Source organism: Hymenobacter telluris (assembly GCF_017313265.1).
GTDB lineage: Bacteria > Bacteroidota > Bacteroidia > Cytophagales > Hymenobacteraceae > Hymenobacter > Hymenobacter telluris.
In genome coordinates, this window is the sequence record NZ_JAFLQZ010000016.1 from 61,702 (window position 1) to 81,756 (window position 20,055).

General features: G+C 58.2%; 19 protein-coding genes. 13 read left to right on the plus strand and 6 right to left on the minus strand.

Features of this window, described 5'->3' with window-relative positions; all coding sequences use genetic code 11:
• Positions 1-49: 49 nt before the first annotated feature.
• The 5 genes from J0X19_RS19210 (at position 50) to J0X19_RS19230 (ending at position 6,547) form a co-directional block, all read left to right on the plus strand.
• Positions 50-700 carry a hypothetical protein gene (locus J0X19_RS19210; RefSeq protein WP_206986045.1) on the plus strand — a complete coding sequence of 217 codons (651 nt, stop codon included), beginning with the start codon at positions 50-52 and terminating at the stop codon, positions 698-700.
• A 256-nt stretch (positions 701-956) separates the two neighbouring features.
• Entirely contained in the window at positions 957-2,498 is a 1,542-nt protein-coding gene (locus tag J0X19_RS19215) for a glycosyltransferase family 39 protein (protein ID WP_206986046.1), read from the plus strand.
• A gap of 234 nt (positions 2,499-2,732) precedes the next feature.
• Complete coding sequence (locus J0X19_RS19220; RefSeq protein WP_206986047.1) at positions 2,733-3,164, plus strand: EamA family transporter; 432 nt, start codon at positions 2,733-2,735, stop codon at positions 3,162-3,164.
• A gap of 315 nt (positions 3,165-3,479) precedes the next feature.
• On the plus strand, positions 3,480-4,952 hold the full coding sequence (locus J0X19_RS19225) for a M48 family metallopeptidase (protein WP_206986048.1): 1,473 nt from the start codon (positions 3,480-3,482) through the stop codon (positions 4,950-4,952).
• A 29-nt stretch (positions 4,953-4,981) separates the two neighbouring features.
• Positions 4,982-6,547 carry a DUF6770 family protein gene (locus J0X19_RS19230; protein WP_206986049.1) on the plus strand — a complete coding sequence of 522 codons (1,566 nt, stop codon included), beginning with the start codon at positions 4,982-4,984 and terminating at the stop codon, positions 6,545-6,547.
• 60 nt (positions 6,548-6,607) lie between these two features.
• On the opposite strand, the gene J0X19_RS19235 is transcribed toward J0X19_RS19230, so the two are convergent.
• Positions 6,608-7,057, minus strand: coding sequence for a GNAT family N-acetyltransferase (locus tag J0X19_RS19235; RefSeq protein WP_206986050.1), 450 nt, complete (start codon positions 7,055-7,057; stop codon positions 6,608-6,610).
• Between the two features lie 163 nt (positions 7,058-7,220).
• Between J0X19_RS19235 and J0X19_RS19240 the strand changes: the two genes are divergently transcribed.
• The 3 genes from J0X19_RS19240 to J0X19_RS19250 all read left to right on the plus strand — a co-directional run bounded on the left by J0X19_RS19240 (position 7,221) and on the right by J0X19_RS19250 (position 9,231).
• On the plus strand, positions 7,221-8,201 hold the full coding sequence (locus tag J0X19_RS19240; protein WP_206986051.1) for an aldo/keto reductase: 981 nt from the start codon (positions 7,221-7,223) through the stop codon (positions 8,199-8,201).
• 76 nt (positions 8,202-8,277) lie between these two features.
• Positions 8,278-8,817, plus strand: coding sequence for a DUF4136 domain-containing protein (locus tag J0X19_RS19245; RefSeq protein ID WP_206986052.1), 540 nt, complete (start codon positions 8,278-8,280; stop codon positions 8,815-8,817).
• Between the two features lie 111 nt (positions 8,818-8,928).
• Positions 8,929-9,231, plus strand: coding sequence for a hypothetical protein (locus tag J0X19_RS19250; protein WP_206986053.1), 303 nt, complete (start codon positions 8,929-8,931; stop codon positions 9,229-9,231).
• A 73-nt stretch (positions 9,232-9,304) separates the two neighbouring features.
• Here the strand turns inward: J0X19_RS19250 and J0X19_RS19255 are convergent, their stop codons facing one another.
• A complete protein-coding gene (locus J0X19_RS19255) occupies positions 9,305-10,504 on the minus strand; it encodes a Gfo/Idh/MocA family protein (RefSeq protein WP_206986054.1) in 1,200 nt (399 codons plus the stop codon).
• Positions 10,505-10,689: 185 nt separating this feature from the next.
• On the opposite strand from J0X19_RS19255, the gene J0X19_RS19260 reads away from it, so the two are divergent.
• Entirely contained in the window at positions 10,690-11,241 is a 552-nt protein-coding gene (locus tag J0X19_RS19260; RefSeq protein ID WP_206986055.1) for a prolyl hydroxylase family protein, read from the plus strand.
• Positions 11,242-11,303: 62 nt separating this feature from the next.
• Here the strand turns inward: J0X19_RS19260 and J0X19_RS19265 are convergent, their stop codons facing one another.
• The 3 genes from J0X19_RS19265 to J0X19_RS19275 form a co-directional block, all read right to left on the minus strand.
• The gene (locus J0X19_RS19265; protein ID WP_206986056.1) at positions 11,304-11,942 is read right to left on the minus strand and encodes an MOSC domain-containing protein; all 639 of its coding nucleotides are present in this window, start codon (positions 11,940-11,942) and stop codon (positions 11,304-11,306) included.
• Positions 11,943-12,054: 112 nt separating this feature from the next.
• On the minus strand, positions 12,055-12,936 hold the full coding sequence (locus J0X19_RS19270) for a pirin family protein (protein WP_206986057.1): 882 nt from the start codon (positions 12,934-12,936) through the stop codon (positions 12,055-12,057).
• Between the two features lie 75 nt (positions 12,937-13,011).
• The gene (locus J0X19_RS19275) at positions 13,012-14,322 is read right to left on the minus strand and encodes a hypothetical protein (protein WP_206986058.1); all 1,311 of its coding nucleotides are present in this window, start codon (positions 14,320-14,322) and stop codon (positions 13,012-13,014) included.
• A gap of 91 nt (positions 14,323-14,413) precedes the next feature.
• Between J0X19_RS19275 and J0X19_RS19280 the strand changes: the two genes are divergently transcribed.
• The 4 genes from J0X19_RS19280 to J0X19_RS19295 all read left to right on the plus strand — a co-directional run bounded on the left by J0X19_RS19280 (position 14,414) and on the right by J0X19_RS19295 (position 17,824).
• Positions 14,414-14,746 (plus strand): DUF4288 domain-containing protein, encoded by a 333-nt coding sequence (locus J0X19_RS19280; protein ID WP_206986059.1) that lies wholly within the window; start codon positions 14,414-14,416, stop codon positions 14,744-14,746.
• A gap of 42 nt (positions 14,747-14,788) precedes the next feature.
• The gene (locus tag J0X19_RS19285) at positions 14,789-15,022 is read left to right on the plus strand and encodes a hypothetical protein (RefSeq protein WP_206986060.1); all 234 of its coding nucleotides are present in this window, start codon (positions 14,789-14,791) and stop codon (positions 15,020-15,022) included.
• Between the two features lie 115 nt (positions 15,023-15,137).
• Positions 15,138-15,515 (plus strand): hypothetical protein, encoded by a 378-nt coding sequence (locus J0X19_RS19290; protein ID WP_206986061.1) that lies wholly within the window; start codon positions 15,138-15,140, stop codon positions 15,513-15,515.
• A 113-nt stretch (positions 15,516-15,628) separates the two neighbouring features.
• Positions 15,629-17,824, plus strand: a complete 2,196-nt coding sequence (locus tag J0X19_RS19295) for a TonB-dependent receptor (RefSeq protein ID WP_206986062.1) — start codon at positions 15,629-15,631, stop codon at positions 17,822-17,824.
• A gap of 186 nt (positions 17,825-18,010) precedes the next feature.
• On the opposite strand, the gene J0X19_RS19300 is transcribed toward J0X19_RS19295, so the two are convergent.
• Positions 18,011-19,510: a pectate lyase family protein gene (locus J0X19_RS19300; protein ID WP_206986063.1), complete on the minus strand. Its 1,500-nt coding sequence runs from the start codon at positions 19,508-19,510 to the stop codon at positions 18,011-18,013.
• Between the last annotated feature and the right edge of the window lie 545 nt (positions 19,511-20,055).

The following is a 20,055-nucleotide window of genomic DNA, read 5'->3' on the forward strand; positions in this document are numbered from 1 at the left end:
GAAGTTCGGCAACTGCCCGCGGCTGATGTTTCCCTGGGCAGCCTCGTGCATGGCACCAATTAGCGAGTGGCCCGACGGCCTGTTCAGCGCCCTGGTTGCGGCGGTGGTCAGTCTGATTGGCTTCGGCCTCAAGGAACTCTACGACCAGCGGCGCAAACGGCAGGAAGAGGCGCGGCAGGCCCAGCGCGCCGCCCAAGAAACCCAGCGGCAGGCGGCACGCACACTAGCCGATTTCGGCCGGTTGCTCACCGAGAGCGACGCCATTGTGAAAGCCCATTTCGAGCTACGCGAACGGCTGGCGGTTTCGCTGCCGCAACCCATGGTGCCCAACGAAACTTACAACGCCCGGTTTGCCCGGCTCTACGACGACTTTACGCCCCCGCAGACCGCTCTGTTTCGGCTTTTGCGCAGCAATACGGCCAATTCTATGCGCATCCAGAACCAGCTGCTGCTCGATTGGGCCGACCGGTACAGCGCTTACACGTTGTTTGGGGAAGGCCCTGAAGAGCAGGCCTTCGATGAACAACTGCGGCAGCTGCGGCTGCACTTACGCACCTGGCGCGACAAATTCCAGGCAAGCTTCGAAGCTGACCCGCGCCAAAGCCTGGTGTATCTGCACGATGAAGACCAGCACGGCAAACCCTTTCCCAAGCAGCTGAGTGCCGCCACGGCCGCGTTGCTGGCGAAGCATCCCGCCTGAATTTACCTTGGTATAAGTGTTGAATGCTGAGATTTTTACAAACGACTCACGCTGACTTTCTCCCCCCCCCTCCAGAGCGGTTTCAAAGTCAGTGTAAGGTAATGGCGGGGCTTGCCCCGCCCCGACACCAGCGCCGTTTCACCGATTCCGTTCGACGACGGGCGGAGGCAAGCTTTACGGCGTGCAACCTGTACACTAACCCTGAAACCGCGCTAACCACCCAATAACTTATGTCTCAGTACTTGCTTTAGCTTCCATGCTTCCCAAACGCCTTTTGCCGCTGCTGCTGGCGCTACTCAAATTCGCGTCCGGCTACCTGCTGGCCAGCCGGGCCTACGAGCTGCACCGCGACGAATACCTGTACCTCAACTACGGGCGCCATCTGGCCTGGGGCTACCTGGAAGTGCCACCACTCACGGCCCTGCAAAGCTGGCTGACTATGGCGCTGGGCGGGCACTGGTTCTGGGTGAAGCTCTGGCCGATTTTGTGGGGTAGCGTAACGGTGTACCTGGTGGTGCGGCTGGCGCAGCGGGTGGGCGGCAACTGGTTTGCGGGGGCGCTAGCGGGCATCGGCTATATTGTGTCGGCGTACGCGCGGCTCAACTTTCTATTTCAGCCCAACTCGTTTGAGGTACTGGCTTTCACCGGGGCCGTGTACGCGCTGGTACGCCACTTGCAAACCAGCCAGCCCGGCTACCTCTATGCATTAGGGATGATGCTGGGACTAGGGGCCCTGAACAAGTACACCACGTTCTTTTTTGTGGGGGCGCTGCTGGCGGCGCTGCTCCTGACGCCCCAGCGCCGCCTGCTGCTTGCCCCCCACTGGTGGGGGGCAGCCGCGCTGGCCTTGTTGCTGTGGCTGCCCAATATGCTGTGGCAGCTAACCCACGGCGTACCGTTTCTGCACCACATGGCCTTGCTGAAAGAGTCGCAGCTGGTGCATGTATCAGCGGCTGATTTCTGGAAAGACCAGCTGCTGATGTGCTTTCCGGCCGTCTGGATTTGGGTGCCGGGCTTGCTGGCGCTGCTACTCTACCAGCCGTTCGGAAAATACCGCGCGGTGGGTTTCCTCTACCTGGCGGGGCTGCTGATCCTGACGGTGCTGGACGGCAAAAGCTACTACGCGCTGGGCTACTACCCAATGCTGCTGGCGTTTGGAGCGGTGTGGCTGGAACAACAGCTGGTGCGGTTCCGGTGGGCGGCGGTGGTCCGGCCACTGCTGCTGGCCGCGCCCGTGCTCGTGATTCTGCCGATGCTGCCGTTCCTGTTCACGCTCTACCCGCCGGCCCACATGCAGCGCATCGGCCCGCAGTACCAAAGCCTGGGCATACTGCGCTGGGAAGACGGCCAAAACCACCCGCTGCCCCAGGACTACGCCGACATGGTAGGCTGGCAGGAACTGGCCGACAAAACCTGGCAAGCCTACCAAAATCTGCCCGATTCTACGCGCCAGTTCACCCTCATCAAGTGCGACAACTACGGGCAGGCGGGCGCCATCAATTACTACAACCGCCACCGGCCGCTGCCCGCCGCGCATAGCTTCAATGGCAGCTACCTGTTCTGGTTTCCGCCGCGCCCGGTGCAGCCGTTTCGCCACCTGATGCTGATAGGGGAGGGCAACCCCTCCGAGCTGACGCCGCACTTCCGCACGTTCCAGAAAGTAGGCGAAATCACCAATCCGTACGCCCGGGAGCTGGGTACCACCATCTACCTCGGCACCGACCCCAGCACCGCCCTACTCGACCGGGTGTACCAGGAGCACCACGCCGCACTGGCTGAGTGGCAGGGCCCAGAATAACGGTTTATGAACTGCTGCTCCCCCCGATAGTTGAACGATGTAGCTACCGTTTTCAGTTGACAAACAGGCGGGGCATGGCAACGGGCAGGTAGTGTTTCTAAGAACTGGCTTGGCTGCTGCCAGTTCAGGGGCTGCCTACAACCTTGTTGGGAGTGCCCCGTACGCCAAACACCCCGCCGCAAAGCTGGTTTGGTTTTCTTACAGCTGTACTCGAACAGCACTCAAATACGCTTTATGTGGATAGTTTTTTCCTTGCTGGCCGCCTTATCTGCGGCGGTAGTCGTCACGTTATCAAAGGCGGGCATCAAAAATGTAGATTCCAGCCTGGCTTTTGCCGTGCAGTCCATCCTGATTGTGCTGGTAGCCTGGAGCGTGGTGGCCTGGCAGGGCAACTTGCCCAACGTAGCAGCCATTGACGGGCGCAGCTGGGCGTTTTTGGTGGCAGCCGGCGTAATTACCTGCGTGTCGTCGTTGCTGTCGTTTCGGGCGCTGGCGCTGGGCAATGCCTCCCGCGTGTCGCCACTCGATAAGGTGTCGTTGGTGTTTGCTATTGTGCTGGCGGCCGTGTTCCTGAAAGAAAAAGTGAGCTGGCAGGTAATGCTCGGAGCCGGGCTGATGGTAATTGGCGCCGTAGTTATTGCCTTGGCCAAGCCGGTAGGGGAGTAATACCAAGCGTATATTCAGCGGGCTACTGAGAATACTAAGGGCAAGGTAGCCAAGCATCTGGGCGGCCCGAATGGAAGCCAACTTGAAAGCTTATAACAGGCAGTGCGGTTGCGTAGCGGCTTAGCAAAGCAGGTACATAATATTAGGCTGGTTATGGGCCTGACAGGCAGGATAGGGCTAAGCCAATAATAGCTTATATATAAAATAGATTAGCTAAATATATTTTACGAGTGCATATAATTATTTCGGAAGCATCACCTAGTTTTAAGAATTCGTTATTTGTTATTCGCCGGGACTTGGGCGGCTTACTACTTTATGTTTCGATACGTTTTATGCTTGTGGCTGCTGTGCCTCGGTGGCCGGGCCGCAACGGCGCAGAGCACGCCGTATTTACCTTTTTATTCTTCTGATACCAGCAAGGTATACGCGTTGGCGGTAGCGCACCGGAGTGCGGTTAAAGCTCATTTTGTAGTCCCTAAAACGGGTAATAGTGAGTATCGGGAGCATTATAAGCGTATTGTGCAGGATGCTTCCACTGAGGTGTACAACGCCGTCCGCTACTCTGCACTGCTCGACCCCGTGCTCGACGCTTCTGTACAGCAGGTTTTTGCGAAAGTGGTGAAAGCCAATCCGCAGTTGCCACCTTTGCGGCTAGTCCTCACCAAGAACCCGGAACCCAATGCGCGGGCAGTTGGCAATGGTACTATTCTGCTGCACGTTGGCTTGCTGCCTACGCTCGAAAACGAGAGCCAGCTTGCCTTTATCCTATGCCATGAAATAGCCCATATTCAGGCGCGCCACATGGAAACGACTATTGCCGAGCGGCTTACCGCTTTGCATAGCCGGGAAATGAAGCGGGAAGTACGCCGTATTATTCAAGCGGAATACAACATCAATTCGCGCATGAAAGCCCTCATTCTGGGCTTCTCGCTCGATGGCACTTACCACCAGCGCAAACACGAGCAGCAGGCCGATTCGCTGGGCTACGAGCTACTTAAGCGCACTCCGTACGATGCCACGCAGGCGCACCGGGCCCTTCAGCTGCTCGACCAGATGGATGCGCCTGCCACCCAAGACCAGTTGGAGCTAGGGCAGTATTTCAGCTGCGCCAGCTTCGCCAAAACATTCAACACCGCGCCTGCCAAGCCCCAATCCATTTTTGCGGTGAAAGCACCCGAGCAAACCGTGCTGCAAACCACCGACACGCTCAAGTCGCACCCCGATTGTGCGAAACGGATGCGCTACATCCGGGCACTGGCGCAGGGGCAGGTAGCCGAAGGACCGCAAGTGGTGGCGCCCGAGTTTGCGCACCTGCGCACCGTAAGCCGGCTGGAGGTGGTGCAAAGCTGGTTCGACGCCGACTGCTACGACCACGCCCTGTTTGATGCGCTACTGCTGCTCCGCCACGACCCGCAAAATGCCTACCTCCGCTCAGTGGTGCAGTTAAGCTTGTATGAGCTGCGCCAGCATTTGATTAATCACCGCTTCACTGAAGTGGTGTCCAACGTTTCAACGCATAATCCGGCCAACTTCAACCAGTTGCTGACCACGCTCTATGGCTTGCACAGCACTGAGTACAAGGGGTTGAGCACCTGTTTCGAGCAACTGGTGCCACCCGCCTCGGCCGCCGATGAATACGCGCTGGCCGCCCGCTATGCCGCTGCCGCCCTTGCCGAAGACCCCGCTCAAACTACGGCCTTGCAGCAGCAGTACCTCGCGCAATACAAAAGCGGTAAGTTTTCGGCGCTGCTTTTTCCCACTCCGGTTTCCACTCTCAAACGCAAATAACCTCTCTCCATTTCCAACCTCTACTTTTTATGTTTCAATTTAAACGCACGCTCCTGACGGCTGTAGTTGCCCTGGCGGTGGCGGCTACGGCTTCTGCCCAAACCCAAACTCTGGACGGGGTCAAGAGCATAGGTCGCTCGGGTATATCGCCAATTTATGCGGGCAATGAAGTGAAAGGCTATCTTATGTATAGCGAGGCCGACAAAGCCGACCGCAAGAATGATAACTATCACCTCGACTTCTATGACCAGGATTTAAACAAGGTTTCGACGGTGGTAATTCAGAAGCCAGCCGGTAAGTATTACTTGCTCGACAACGCTTTCAATGGTACCACTTTCGGGTTGTATTTCTACAACCACAAAGACAAGACGATGGAAATCGAAACCTACGATACCAGCCTGAAGAAGGTGGCCTCGAAGGTGGTGGGCGAGGTGAACCGGCAGCAACTCATGGCTATTGGGATGCAGATGCGCAGCGCAGGCGGTGAAGGCAAAATGCCCTTCGGCGGCCTCGACCTGCGCCCCATAGCCGACAAAGGTTTTGCCCGCGTCAACGTGGACGGCGAAAAGTACGAGGTGGAGATGTACGATAACAATCTGCAACTGAAGTGGCGGCAGAAAACCGACCCAAAATCCAAGTTTTTGGAAAGCATCATTATTTCTGAAACCACCGACAAGTACATGATTGGCACGGTGCTGCGCAAAGGCAGTATGATGTCGAAGAAGGTGGATCCCTACATGGTGGCCTTCGACTTGAACACCGGTAAAAAGATTCTCGACCAGCCCGTAGAGTCCAGCAAAACCGAGCAACTCTCGCTTAGCTCGTTCACGTATGACGCGGCCAAGCACGAGTTTGTGGCCGTGGGCGAATACTACAAACCCGACGACAAGCCGTTCGTCAATAAAAGCCAGGGCTTCTACATCAAGCGCTTCGGCGAGGATGGCAAACTGGTTGGAATTAAGCCCTACAACTGGCAGAAAGAAGTGAAAGGCTTGATGCCGGCCGAAGCCCAGCAGGCAATGGAAGATGGATTCATGAACTTCACGCACTCCATCAGCAAAGGTGCCGACGGCCGCATGTACGTGGTGAGCGAACAGTACCGTATTGCCGGCAAAGGCCTGGATGTGGCCATGACGCTGATGGGCGGCGGCGGCGGCTCCAAGGGCGTTATCGGCAACATGCTGGTATTCGTGCTCGACCCCACCTACAAGCTGGCTGATATAAAGTGCTATACCAAAGATGTTTCCAAGGTGATGCTACCGCCCGGTGCCGGTTTCGCGGGAGCGGGCTTGCTAGGCCAGTACATCAAAGCTATGGGTGGTTTCGACTACCAGTTTATGCAGCGCAGCGACGCCAACTCGCTCTTCAACGTGGTGTATATCAACTACGATAAAGAGAAGGGCGAGGCAACCAAGAAGGTGGTAGGTAACATTGCCTTCGGCGAAAACGGCAAGTTTGTGGTGGATAAGATTGACGGTACCAGCGCCGCCACCAACTCGTTTGTGTATCCGGCCAAGCCCGGCTACGTGATGATGGTAGACTACCTGAAAAAGCAGAAGCAACTGGGCATGAAGCTGGTGAAGCTGAACATCTAAGTTCTGATTTTGCAGTCTTACCTAAACAACAAGGCCCGGCACTTGCCGGGCCTTGTTGCGTTACAACAGAATCATGTGGATGTGCGGAATACCGTCTTCGAGGTAGCCTTCGCCATGCTGCCGGAACCCGAAGCTTTCGTAGAATTCCTTGAGGTAGAGCTGCGCCCCAATCTGAATGGGCTGGCGGCCGAACAGCGTTTCCACGGTTTCAATCGACTGCTGCATCAGCGCCCGGCCCAGGCCGTAGCGCCGGAATTTTGGGCTGGTAACTACGCGCCCGATGCTGGCCTCGGGGTAGCTGATGCCCGCCCCAAACAGCCGGGTGTAGGCAGCCAGCTCGCCGGTTTCGGTGTAGCCCAGCAGGTGCGTGGCCGCTTGGTCTTGCCCATCCAGGTCCTGAAACGCGCAGGCTTGCTCCACCACAAATACTTCGGAGCGGAGATGGAGCAGGGCATACAGCTCGGCAAGCGTGAGGGCCTCGAACGGCTTGGTAATCCAGGTGAGCGTCATAAGGAGGGAACAAGTAAATAGGGCTGCAAAGATGGCAGCTCGCGCGCAAAGCATGCGGCCGAAGAGCCGACAAATTACAGCTCAACCACAGCGTCTGCGGCGCGCCTTGCGTATACCGAGGCACTGTCTTGGCTGCTTACCGCGGCCGCAACTACCCAACCACATGGACTATATCCGCTTGGGGGCCACGGGCCTCAAAGTTTCCCGCATCTGCCTGGGCACCATGACCTATGGCACGCCTACCGAGCGTTGGCCCTGGGCGCTCGAAGAAGAGCAGAGCCGCCCGTTTATCAAACAAGCCCTGGAATTAGGCATCAATTTCTTTGACACCGCCGACGTGTATTCCAACGGTGCCAGTGAAGAAGTGGTGGGCCGCGCCCTGCGCGACTTTGCCAAGCGCGACGAAATTGTGCTGGCCACTAAAGTTTACAACCCGATGGGGCCGGGCCCTAACCAAAAGGGGCTTTCGCGCAAGCACATTATGAGTGCCATTGATGCCAGTTTGCAGCGCCTCGGTACCGATTACGTGGACCTCTACCAGATTCACCGCTGGGACTACGATACGCCGATTGAAGAAACCCTGGAAGCCCTGCACGACGTGGTGAAGGCAGGCAAGGCCCGCTACATTGGGGCCTCGTCGATGTTTGCCTGGCAGTTTGCGCAGGCGCTGTACGTGGCCGACAAGCACAACTGGACCCGTTTTGTGAGTATGCAGCCGCATTACAACCTGGTGTACCGCGAGGAGGAGCGCGAAATGCTGCCGCTGTGCCAGGACCAGAACATTGGCGTAATTCCCTGGTCGCCGCTGGCACGGGGGCTGCTTACGGGCGGGCGCAGCAAGGAGCGCAACGAAACCGAGCGGGCCAAAACCGATGCTTTTGGCAAAAGCCTGTACGGCCGCGACGACGATTTTGCCGTGGCCGACCGGGTAACGGAAATAGCTCAGGCGCGGGGCCTGCCCAACGCCCAAATTGCGTTGGCCTGGATGCTTTCCAAATCTGCCATTACTGCCCCCATTGTGGGTGCCAGCAAACCCGGCCACCTGGAAGATGCCGTGGCCGCTGTGCAAGTGAAATTGTCGGGCGAGGAAATCAAGCGCCTGGAGGAGCTGTATCAGCCGCATCCGGTGCTCGGGTTTTCGTAGTAAAGTGAAGCGCCGACGCTGACTCTTGACTGAATTCCCCCCCCCAAATCTTGTTCTACGCCTTCCCGTCAATCCTATGAAAACGCTGCTTCTTGTTTCCCTGCTGGCTTTTGCGGCCTGTTCGCCGGTGCGGGTGGAATCCACCACCCAAATGCCGGGCGTGAATTTCGCGGCTTACAAAACCTATAATTTCATGGACGTAACGGCGCGCAACGAGGACGTATTTCGGGGCAGCAGCGCCAGCGTCGAGCAGCTTAAGCAAGCCGTGGCGCGGCAGCTGGAGCAGCGCGGCTACCAACGCGCCGATACCCCCGACCTCTGGGTGAACATTGGGGTGGTAACGCAGCAGAAGGTGCAAACCCGGGAAACCAACATCTGGGACGCGCCGCGCTACATTGGGCAGCGCAACTACCACTGGCAAAGCCAGGAAGTGCCGGTCGGCTCGTACCGGGAGGGCACCGCCACCGTGGACATTGTGGATGCCGCCCGCAACGAGCAAATCTGGCAGGGAATAGCCGCCAGTGCCCTTTCCAAAGACCCCGAAAAGCTGGCTGCCCGCATTGATGAGGGCATTGCCGATATGTTCAAGGCCTACCCGGTGCCACCTCGGCAGTAGCCTGAAAGGTATTGGTTGATTGCTGGTAGTTGCTTGTTTGCGTACCAAGTAGTCAACTACCAGCAATCAACTAGGAGTAACAATCAGTAATCAACCTTTAACAACCAACCCATGAGCAAGAAAACCAGCACCACCAAAAAGAAAATCAGCAAGAAGCCAAACACCGCCGCTATTGTAGGCGCCTCGTTGGCGGCGGTAGCCGCAGGCGCTGCCTACTATAGCTACAACAAAGGCGGCTGGCCCTTCGCCGGCAAGAAAATTCCTGGCAAAAAGATTGGCGCTAAAGCCCACGGCGTAAGCGCCGCCGACAACGTAGACGTGGCCCTCACCAATGAGGTAGCCGAATCGACGTTGCACAACCCCAACAACGCCGGCGACTTCGTGGATGAAGGCGGCACCGGCAACGCCGACTAAGTATAGTCACACCAACAAAAAAGGCCCCATGCTGTGCAGCATGGGGCCTTTTTTGTTGGTGCATTAAACGAATCTAGCGGCTGCTCACTTTATCCAGCACCGCTACCACATCTTTGGTGGATACTTTCTGGCCGGTGGCGGCGGCGCGGTAAATGGCTTCGATGATCTGCATGTCGCGGAGGCCCATTTCGCCGGGTACGCGGGTGGGTTTGTTGTTGAGGATGCAGTCGGCGAAGTCGTCCATCTGGCGGGCCTGCTGGGGCACGTTTTCGATGTTCATGGGGCCCTGGCTGGTGCGGCCCTGCAAGCCGCCGTAGCCGAAAGCCGGCTCCAATTCCATCCAGCCCTTGGTGGCATCGGCGCGGAGCAGGCCGCTCATGTTTTCGGCGTAGCTGGTGCGGCAGTCGGCCACCATGCCGTCGGCAAACTGCATCTGCCAGTTCACGCCGGCCTCCACCTCGTTGAATAAGCCGTTGGGGTCGGGGTTGGGCGCAAACTTGGCCGTAACGGACACCGGTAGCTGGCCTTTGGTGTAGATGATGCCTTGCAGGCAGTAGATGCCCATGTCCATGAGCGGCCCGCCGCCGGCCAGCTCTTTGTCTTGCCGCCACGTTTTGCTGCCGGCCCGGAAACCGTTGTCGGCTTTCATCTTCTTGATAGGGCCGTACACCTGCTGCTGACCCAGGCGCATCATTTCGCGGTTGTGCGGCTCGAAGTGCAGGCGGTACCCGATGCTGAATTTCTTGCCCGCTTTCTGCATGGCCGTTATCATGCGGCGGCAGTCGGCGGCGGTGTTGGCCATGGGTTTCTCGCAGATAACGTGCTTGCCCGCCTTGGCCGCCCGCTCCACGTACTCGGCGTGCAAGCCCACCGGCAGCACAATGTAGATAATGTCGATGGCCGGGTTGTCGGCTATCCGGTCGAAGGTTTTGTAGTCGTAGACGTTCTGGTCGGGAATGCTGTACTGCTGTTTCCACTGCGCGGCCTTGCTGGGCGTACCCGTTACGATACCGGCCAGCTTGCACAGCTTGGTTTTTTGCAGGGCCGGGGCCAGCTGCCCGGTGCTGTAGCCGCCCAGGCCCACCAGCGCCACGCCCAGCTGCCGGCCGGTTTGCAACGCCGCCAGGCTGGCCGGACCATAACTGGCTTCCTCCAGCCAAGCCAGGGAGCTGCCCAGCGCCGAGGTGCCTGCCAGCGTAGCCCCCATGCCCAACGACAAGGTGCGCATAAACTCCCGGCGGGAAACAGCGGAAAACGAATTGAAATTTTTCATAGCGTAGTCAGTGGGTTCAGGTAAGCAGTACCTCGTTCAGGGGCTGATGGTTACGAACCGGAGCTGGGTTTGGCTGCCGCGGTAAGTCTGGTAGCAGGCTGCCAGTGGTCAGTAGCTTCAGCCACCTAAAGGTTGGAGCTGAAACTATAGTATATTGCTCGACAACTAGATAGAAAACGTACTACTTGAAATTCAACAAGCTAACCGACACTATTTTCACCGTTGAAGATTTCCTGACGCGCAAGGAGTGCCTCGACTACATTGTGCAGAGCGAAGGCATCGGCTATGAGCTGGCCAAGGTGAATACCGCCAGCGGCGCCAAGGTGATGACCAGCGTGCGGAACAACAACCGTGCTTTCTACAATAGCGAAGAACTGGCCGCGTTGTTGTGGGAGCGGGTGCAGCCCTTTGTACCCGCCCAGCTAGGCAACAGCACCGCCATCGGCCTCAACGAGCTGTTCCGGTTCTACCGCTACCAGCGTGGGCACCAGTTCAAAGGCCACTTCGATGAAAGCTACGTCCGCAACGCCACCGAGGCCAGCTACTTCACGTTCATGGTGTACCTCAACGACAATTTCCAGGGTGGTGATACCACCTTTCGCAAGCTGCGGATTCAGCCCAAGCAGGGCATGGCGCTTGTCTTCCTGCACAGCCTCTACCACGAAGGCAGTGAGGTAACTCAAGGCGTGAAATACGTGCTCCGCACCGACGTGATGTACCGGACTGCTGCCGAGTAATTTCGTGCTGCCAGCCCAACCAACGTTTTATACGAGTGGATGCCTACGCCCGAGGCGGTAATCTACTCATCAAGCAAGCGGGTAAAGTGCTTGCGCCGGGAGTCCGATAAGTATGGCAGGTCGAGAATGGCCTGGAGTTTCTGTGGGTCCTTGGGGCCCGAAGTGTCGGCATCTACCATATCCTGAATGGTAACGGTGTAGGCAGAGGGCTGCACCAGCGTAATGGCGTCGCCGGCCTGTACTACGCCTTGCTGCTCCACCCGGAAGTAGATGCCGCTCCGCCGGGCCTGTTCAAACCGGCGTACCATCCCGTCATCTTGCAGCCGGATACCCAGTTTGTAGCACGGCTGGCGGGGCTGAAACGCCATCAGCACCGCTGTTCCCATCTGGTAGTAGTCGCCCACGCGCACGTTGGTTTCCAGCAGCCCAACCGTTGTCAGGTTCTCACCGAAGGTTCCGGCTACCAACTGCGCTGGCGGCAGGTAGGCTTGCCAGAACGCGTAGTGCTCCTGCGGGTAGGCGTACACGGCCTTGTTGGGGCCGCCGTGTACGCGCAGGTCGGCTTGGCCGTCGCCGGCCAGATGCTCCGTTAGTACCTGCACCGGCCCCGCAACTGGCTGCTTGAAGATGCTGGTACGTAGCACTTTATCGTGCCACACGAGTTGTTGGGGTAGTCCTACGTTCACAGAAATGATGCGCATGGTATAGCAGTTCAAGCCGTGGAATAACCCAAGGTAGAAGCAATTTCGAACACGTGCGAAAGGCGTGTTTGCCGGCGTGTTCAGCTAGCCCGTTTCCGCGTGCAGCTGTAGGCTATTCGTCTTCCGGAAACCGGCCCATGCCGCCGCTTTCGAAGTCGGCAATGGCTTGTACCAGCTCTTGGTTGGTGTTCATCACGAAGGGACCGTAGGTGGCCAGCGGCTCTTCAATCGGCTTGCCGGCCAGCGCCAGCAGCACCGTGTCTTCGGTAGCCGTAAGGTGGATGTCGGGCGAGTCCCAACCGAACACCACCAGCTGTTTGGTGGTAGCCGAACGGTTGCCGGGCAGCGTGATGCCACCCTTCACCACGTAGATACCCACGTTAAAGTCGGCAGGCAGGTGCAGGGTAGTGGCTGCGTTTTCGGGCAGGTGGACATCCAGCAGCGTGATGGGCGAGAAGGTATCGGCGGGGCCGGCGGCGCCTTCGTAGCTACCGGCTACCACTCGGATGCGGCCGCGCCCGTCGGTGGTAGGCACGCCGGGAATGGCGGCCGCCCGAATGTTCTGGTAGCGGGGTGGGGCCAGCTTGTCTTTCTTGGGCACGTTCACCCAGAGTTGCAGCAGCTCCAGGGTGCCGCCTTGCCGGGCAAACTCCCGCTCGTGGCGCTCCTCGTGCAAGAGGCCCGCGCCGGCCGTCATCCACTGCACGTCGCCGGGGCCGAGGGTGCCGCTGTGGCCGGCCGTGTCGCGGTGCGCGAGGGCGCCTTCATACACCACCGTCACGGTTTCGAAGCCGCGGTGCGGGTGCGGCGGCGTGCCCAGCGGCGAGTCGGTGGGCTGCACCAGCATCGGGCCGGTGTGGTCGAGGAGCAGGAACGGGCTGAGCTGCCGAATACGCGGCCCCGGCATGGGGCTGGTTACGTCGAACCCGTCGCCGACCAGTTTCTTGTTGCCATCAATAACCTGAAAAATGCGGCGGCCAGTGGTTGGAGTCATAGGGAAAATTGGAAGCAGATAAATTCGTTGCTTACGAGGTGGTATCCGCCACAACCAGCCGGTGGCCTCCTGGGTTTACATGCGGCTGGTTGCAGCAGCCAGGCTGGCATGCGCTTCTCGAACAGCATAGTAACTATCAAACGGAATTTCTTCCCGGATTTTATCGGGTAGTACACCATTGCGGATCATTGTTTCCACTACATCAGCCCGGTGCATACCGCAGTTCATGCGGTGGTAGATTTTCCGCAGTGGCTCCTGCGACTCTTTGGTTTTGTGCTTCTGATAAATCCTGATAAAGCTGCTGGCAAGATTCTCTATTGCAAGTTCAGAATCCGCCTGCCTTGCCAGGGTCGTGAGCAGCACATGGTCGCCGCGGCGGTAATGGTTGATCAGCAAGTCGAGGTATAGCCAGGGCTCTTTCGAGGTGGTGAGGGCCGTCAGCGCAAACTCTCGGATAGGTGGGGCCTTGAAGAACCGGAGCGCCGCAACGGCATGTTCCACCAGCCGGTCGGTGCGCCGTACCGGGGCCTGAGCCAAGGCCAGCAGCTTCTCGTAGCCGTACGGAAACTTTACGTGGCGAAACACCAGTAGGTAGCCCTCCTGCCGGTGCCGGTTGGTTTCCAGTAAGAAGGCATCCGCCAGAAGCCGGATTTGTTGGCGGTTGAGCTTTTCAACGATTGAAGCTGATAAATGCTTCCTGGTTCGATTCTCAATGTTGTTGCGGATGAATTCGAAGCCAGGTGCGGCCGGACGCGGGGGCATTTCGGCTTCCCGCTGCCGGGTTGCCTGCACGGCAGTGAGGTAATACGCAATGTGTGTATTGTGCTGGGCGGCTTTTGCCAGCTCTTCTTCTACGCGCACCTCCGGGTTGTGCTCTTGGGCATAGTTCAGAAGCCATTCGTGTTCGGTTTCTTCCGGATTGGCGGCCAGAAACTTGCCAATCACTGCGGCGGCGCGCTTCATCCCTTCAACGCCATCGAGCTTAACGGCTTCGTACATTCCAACACAGGCATAGCCTGGAGAAGCGCCCAATTCCAACCGCTCATAGAAAGCTACTCGTGCCTCCTGGTTGCCAGCTTGCGCCAGTAGCCGGGCAATTTCGAACAGCTGATCGAGGCCCCAGGTGTTGTCTTTTTGCTCCACCAGCTTCTGCAATACCTGGCGAGTGAGCTTCTCCCTTTGGGCCGATAAGTTGATTAGCTCTACAGTATAGAGTCCACGGCTTCTTTCACATTGCGGATCGTAGGCGTAATTGGTAACGGCGGCTTTCAGGATTTCCTGCGAGAAATTGATGTGCGGATAGTCACGCATCATCAAGTGTGCCCGCCCCGTACCGCGCTGAATAGCCCCACGAAAAATGCGCTTGATTCTGGTAGTTTCGGTCATGTATTACCGGCGGTTGCTTTTACTTATGTGCGCAGAGTAGCGCAATGGTAGCTTCAGTAAGCCGCTTATTGAGTGCACTAGCGAATTGAAAATGGAAACACATGAATGGTATGGGGCCCGCTCAGTATATGAGTTGGTTGGGCGCGGTTCTCAGGAAAGCGGCAGTAGACTCTTTGAGGAACGGGTTGTGCTGGTAAAAGCCAGTTCGTTAGAAGAGGCCATTAACGAAGCGGAACAGGAAGCTCTAGCTTACGCAAACGAAGATTCTGGTTTTGTTTACTTGGGATATATCAACGTGTATAAGTTGGCTGACACAAGAATCGAGAACAAAATAGAAGTATATTCCCTGATGCGCGAAAGTGCCTTGGCGCCTCAAGAATATATCAACAGATTTTTCGATACTGGGCTTGAGCGTACAGGGTAATAATAAGAATGCTCTTTCTTAAATTTTAATCTACTAGAAATTATGGATGATAAAGAAGTCAATATTAAGTTGACCAAAGATGAAGCGCTGGTTTTATTTGAGTTTTTGGCGCGATTCAACGAAAGTGATAATCCTACTATTTTCGAAGATCAGGCGGAGCAAAGAGTTCTGTGGGATATTGAATGCATTTTGGAAAAACAGCTTGTAGAGCCGTTTAGTCCGTATTATATGGATATAATTAAAGAGGCAAGGAATAGAATTCGAGACGAGGAATAATGTTTCGGTGTGGGCTAGCAGCTTGTTGCTAGAATAAGTATTGTCAGCGCGAGTTTGTAGGTTGTGCCATCGGTAGCAAGTAAGGATGTTATAGAAACAACATCGAGCATATACAGTGAAGGCACAAAAGCAGAAGGCATTTCTGAAGATATTCTTGGGTGCATTGGGCGCAGTTGACCTTGTATGGGAAGAAGTTTATTCTGATAGAACATACGGAACGGTGCTGTACGATATGGAACTCAAAGAGCAGCAGGCTTTCGTGTGGCATATGACTGAGCAGGCTGTTCCGTCGCAGGAAGTAAGTATACTGCTTGAGTACATAGTGCATCAACAACTGCTGGATATCGACAGATTACGCCGGCCGCTCAGCGAAATAGCAGAAGAGATACTTGCACTAGAAAAGCGCGAAAAGGCAGTTCAGGACCTGTTCGAAGTGGAAGTAAGAATGCTGGATGATGGGGTAGAAACGGACAGTTACTTCCTGCATGAGTAAGACCGTTATACGTGCGCATTACGCTTCATCTCCCTAATCCGACGCTTCGGTAACAGGGAATTTCATTGGCTGCGGTGGCCGCCCACATTTGGGCATCACTTCACCGCACCGCCATGAAACGTCTGTTACTCGCCCTGTTCCTGCTGCTGGCTTCGGCCCTCAACCTACTGGCCCAACCTGCTACCATCCTCAGTGGTACCGTCCGCGACGGGGCGGGGCAGGCCCTGCCGGGCGTGAATGTGTTCCTGAAAGGCACTTTTGATGGGGCCAGCACCGATACGCTGGGCGCGTTTCGGTTTGACACCCAGCAAACCGGCGCGGCTACGCTGGTGCTGAGCTTGCTGGGATATCAGGCCCAGGAAGTGCCGGTTACACTGAGCGGGCAGCCCGTAAAGCTGGCCCTCAAAATGAAAGGCACGCCCCACGCCCTGGGTTCGGTGGTGGTGACGGCCGGGGCCTTCGAAGCCAGCGACGAGCACCGCAGCGCCGCCCTCAACACCCGCGACGTGCAAACCACGGCCGGGGCGTTGTCGGATGTGGCGGCGGCGTTCAACACGCTGCCCGGCACCACCCGGGTAGGGGAGGAGGGTATGCTGTTTGTGCGCGGCGGAGCCGCCAACGAAACCAAAGTGTACCTGGATGGACTGCCCGTGCAGAACTTTTACGCCGGCTCGGTGCCTGCTGTGCCCGCCCGCGGCCGGTTTGCGCCCACCTTGTTTCGGGGCACGGTGTTCAGCACCGGCGGCTACTCGGCCTTGTATGGGCAGGCGCTGTCGGGGGTGTTGCAGCTGAACTCCACTGACCTGGCCGAGGAAACGCAGACCGGTATTTCGGTATCGTCGGTATTCGTGGGCGTGTCGCGCACCAAGCGCTGGGACCGGATGTCGGTGGCCGTAGCAGCGGACTACACCGACCTGACCCCCTACACCGGCCTGATGCCCCAGAATGTGCGCTGGGAACAGGCGCCCCGCAGCGGCAGCGGCTCCCTGAAGCTCAGCCACCGCACTGGCCAGGCGGGCATGCTGAAAGTGTACGGTACCTGGAGCGCCCAGCGCTTCACCATCGGGCAGCCCAGCCCCGAGCCCGCCGGCTGGCAGACGGTAGCCTTGCAGAACGGCAACGGTTACCTTAACACCACCTTCCGCAGCCCCTTGCGCCGCGGCTGGAGCATCCAAACCGGCGTGGCCCTGAGCCGGGACGATAAAACGGTGCAACCCGATACCCTGCGCCTGCGCACCCTGGAGCAAGCCCTGGTGGGCCGGGTGGTGCTCACCAACGACTCGGCCGGCAGCCGCTGGAACCTGAAGCTGGGCGTGGAAGGCGTGGGCCAGCAAGTCACCCAACAGTATCAGCCTCACGTAACAGAGCCTGCCCGCTATGAAACCAGCTTCTCGGAGCAACGCACCGCCGGCTTCGTGGAAACCGACTTTCAGCTGACCGACCGGCTGGCGGGCCGGGCCGGCGGCCGGGTGGAATATTCGGCGCTGCTGGGCCGGGCCAACGCCGCGCCCCGGCTGGCCCTGGCCTACCAGACCACCGAGAACAGCTCGATATCCGGCGCCTACGGCCGGTTCTACCAGACGCCCGACAACAGCCTGTTGCTGGTGCAGTCCAACCTGCGCTTCGAGGCGGCTCGCCACGCGGTACTCACCTACCAATACAACCACGACGGCAAGCTGCTGCAACTCGAAGCCTACCACAAAACCTACGACCACCTCACCCGCTACAGCGCCCACGACCCGCGCAACCCCAGCACCTACGACAACGGCGGCACTGGCTATGCCCGCGGCCTCGATGTGCTCTGGCGCGACCGGAAAACCGTGAAAAACCTGGAGTACTGGGTGAGCTACGGCTTCCTGGATACCCGCCGCCAGTACCGCCAGGACCCCGTATCGGCCGTGCCCACGTTTGCCGCCCGGCACAACGTATCGGTGGTAGGCAAATACTGGGTACCCAAGCTGAACACGCTGTTCGGCGCCACCTATTCCTACGGCAGCCCCCGCCGCTATAATGACCTCAACCAGGAAGGCTACAACCAGGGCGTGCTGCCTACTTTCCAGGATGTTAGCCTGAACGCCAGCTACCTCACCCGCCTGTTCGGGCAGTTCACCATCGTGCACGTATCGGCCTCCAACGTGCTGGGCCGCCCCAACATCTACGGCTACCGCTATGCCAGCGCCCCCGATGCCGCCAGCGGCCAGTTCAACCGAGTGGCCGTCACGCCTACTGCGCCCCGCATGCTGTTCGTGGGCGTGTTCATCAACATCAACAAGAAGAACCCCGGCAACGTGAACGAGCGGCCCGAGTAGTTGCCAGAAGCTGTAGCGCGAAGCCTTTGCTTCGCGTGTCGTTGAACGATACTCACCGGGGCGACAGTCCGGAAGTTTGCAACGATACGCGAAGCAAAGGCTTCGCGCTACAACGTACACACCACCTCGAAAAATGCGCTAAGTACTCCCGTCCGGCTGGCTTCATCATGAGCTGCACAAGCAATGCTACCGGACTACCCGCTTGGGTTTTTGCTTTGATGCGGGAGGGTTGGTGGGCTGAATAGTGCTGCTTACCAAGCTGTTCAGATATTCTTCCAGGTGGGTGTAGCCACTGGCTGCGGTGCCGTTGCGGTCGGCGTCGTTTTTCGGGTTTAGGCTGTGGCTGGTTTCCCAGGCATCCGGCATGCCGTCGTGGTCGGTGTCGGTGGGGGCGGGGCCGCTCTTGTACTCGGGCCAGCCGCCCACGTCCTGCTGCGAGTCGATGATGCCCTGGTGCAGGCCATAAGTAGCACTGCCGCCGGGGCTGCTGCCGGTAGCCGTACCGGTGCGGGTTTCCTGCACAATGCGCGCATCCACGGCGTCGCGGACGGGTACGGTGGCACCCGCCCCGGCCAGTACCGCCTGGTAGGCCGCCTCCGCCGTTTCAGTGGTAATAGGGGGCAGGTTGGGGGTGGGGGCAGCCTGCTTGAAACGAGCAAAGTTGGCGGCCGTTTCGGGGTAGGCGTGCAGCCGAATGCCCTTCCAGTTGTTTTTCGTGACGGCGGGGTAGCCCGCATCGTAGTTGCCGGTGGCGTACACGGTGCCCACGGGTTTTTCGGGGGTGGCGGCGTCGTAGGCCTGATAGATGTAAAAGATGACGGCCGCCCGGGCCGCGGGGGTAGCCGGGCCGCCTTTGTAGTAGTTGTTCACTAGATTGAGCTGCGCCGTGCCGCCCTTGATGTTCAGCTCGTTGCCATAGGCCGCGTTCATGTCGCCCCAGTTGTAAATCACGTTGTTGCGGTAGTCTATTACCGCCGTGGTGTCGTGGGCGCGGGCACCGTTGAAGCGGATGGCCCGGCTGTGGTGGTGGGCAACCAGGTTGTGGTGGTAGGAGGCATATTGCCCGCCCCACACGCCCGCGTAGCCGTGGTCGCCTTTGCCATTAAACGACGAGTTCAAGCTCTCACTCACCAGGCACCACTGCACGGTGGAGTACTTGTTGTCGTAGAACGTAGCGGCTTCCTCAATCGACCAGCTCATCGAGCAGTGGTCCACAATGAAGTTCTGGCAGTTCTCCAAATTCAGCCCATACACCCCCGACTTGTTGGCCCCCGACAGATTGCCGGGCCGGGAGCGGATGTAGCGCACAATAATGTTGTTGCCGTGCAGCTTGAAGGTGTAGTTTTTCAGGCAAATACCGTCGCCGGGGGCCGTTTGGCCGGCAATGGTGACGTTGGAGCGGTTGGGCTTGAGGGTTGATTTCAGCTCGATGATGCCTCCCACCCGGAACACAATGGTAATTGGCTCGCCGGGGTACTGGTTGAACGCCTCGCGGAAGCTGCCCGGGCCGGCGTCGTCGAGTGTGGTTACCTCCACCACGTTGCCGCCCCGGCCGCCGGTAGCCAAGCGGCCAAACCCCTCGGCCCCCGGAAACGCTACCAGTTGCGCGTGAGCAGGCAAGGCCACCGCCGCGCTCAGCAAGAGGCCAACAAACAGTTTGCGGGGAGTGGATAAGGCAGCGCGCATGAACAAAGAGTAGGTGAGGAAAAGCCAGGTGCACACAGCAACGGCAACGTGTGTAGCGCCAATAACTGCGGGCGGAGAAAAGCCTGAGGGTGGTCTGCCGTCAGCGCCGCAAGGTAGGGTACTAAACGAGGAGCAGACTATAGCATCTTAACGGTTTGTTGGCTGGCATTAACCGACAAAACCGGTGGCTGGCATCGGTGTAATAGGCCGCGCAAGCTGCGCTACTGGCCCAGCTGTGTGGACAGTAACCGGCTTGCAACAAACCATAATCAATAAGACCGTCATTCTGAGCGCAGTCGAAGAATCTCGCGTGCTGAGGTTGTGGTAGTAATTCCGACATCAGCACGCGAGATTCTTCGACTGCGCTCAGAATGACGGTCTTTTACTGGGTTGCTGTCCATGCCGGTCAGCTCTGGTAAGTGAGCTTCAGGCCTCTGCGAAAAACGTTGGGCAAGGGTTTGCTACGCTTCATCGGCCTTATCCGACGCTTCGGTAACGGCAAATTTCCTGGCGGCCCGGCGGCGTGCACCTTTGAATCACTCGAA

Coding starts and splice junctions, on each gene's coding strand:
- J0X19_RS19300 (WP_206986063.1), bottom strand. CDS start 19,510: ATGCGCGCTGCCTTATCCACTCCCCGCAAACTGTTTGTTGGCCTCTTG.
- J0X19_RS19270 (WP_206986057.1), bottom strand. CDS start 12,936: ATGACTCCAACCACTGGCCGCCGCATTTTTCAGGTTATTGATGGCAAC.
- J0X19_RS19275 (WP_206986058.1), bottom strand. CDS start 14,322: ATGACCGAAACTACCAGAATCAAGCGCATTTTTCGTGGGGCTATTCAG.
- J0X19_RS19215 (WP_206986046.1), top strand. CDS start 957: ATGCTTCCCAAACGCCTTTTGCCGCTGCTGCTGGCGCTACTCAAATTC.
- J0X19_RS19235 (WP_206986050.1), bottom strand. CDS start 7,057: ATGACGCTCACCTGGATTACCAAGCCGTTCGAGGCCCTCACGCTTGCC.
- J0X19_RS19280 (WP_206986059.1), top strand. CDS start 14,414: ATGGAAACACATGAATGGTATGGGGCCCGCTCAGTATATGAGTTGGTT.
- J0X19_RS19295 (WP_206986062.1), top strand. CDS start 15,629: ATGAAACGTCTGTTACTCGCCCTGTTCCTGCTGCTGGCTTCGGCCCTC.
- J0X19_RS19225 (WP_206986048.1), top strand. CDS start 3,480: ATGTTTCGATACGTTTTATGCTTGTGGCTGCTGTGCCTCGGTGGCCGG.
- J0X19_RS19255 (WP_206986054.1), bottom strand. CDS start 10,504: ATGAAAAATTTCAATTCGTTTTCCGCTGTTTCCCGCCGGGAGTTTATG.
- J0X19_RS19240 (WP_206986051.1), top strand. CDS start 7,221: ATGGACTATATCCGCTTGGGGGCCACGGGCCTCAAAGTTTCCCGCATC.
- J0X19_RS19245 (WP_206986052.1), top strand. CDS start 8,278: ATGAAAACGCTGCTTCTTGTTTCCCTGCTGGCTTTTGCGGCCTGTTCG.
- J0X19_RS19230 (WP_206986049.1), top strand. CDS start 4,982: ATGTTTCAATTTAAACGCACGCTCCTGACGGCTGTAGTTGCCCTGGCG.
- J0X19_RS19250 (WP_206986053.1), top strand. CDS start 8,929: ATGAGCAAGAAAACCAGCACCACCAAAAAGAAAATCAGCAAGAAGCCA.
- J0X19_RS19265 (WP_206986056.1), bottom strand. CDS start 11,942: ATGCGCATCATTTCTGTGAACGTAGGACTACCCCAACAACTCGTGTGG.
- J0X19_RS19210 (WP_206986045.1), top strand. CDS start 50: ATGGCACCAATTAGCGAGTGGCCCGACGGCCTGTTCAGCGCCCTGGTT.
- J0X19_RS19285 (WP_206986060.1), top strand. CDS start 14,789: ATGGATGATAAAGAAGTCAATATTAAGTTGACCAAAGATGAAGCGCTG.
- J0X19_RS19220 (WP_206986047.1), top strand. CDS start 2,733: ATGTGGATAGTTTTTTCCTTGCTGGCCGCCTTATCTGCGGCGGTAGTC.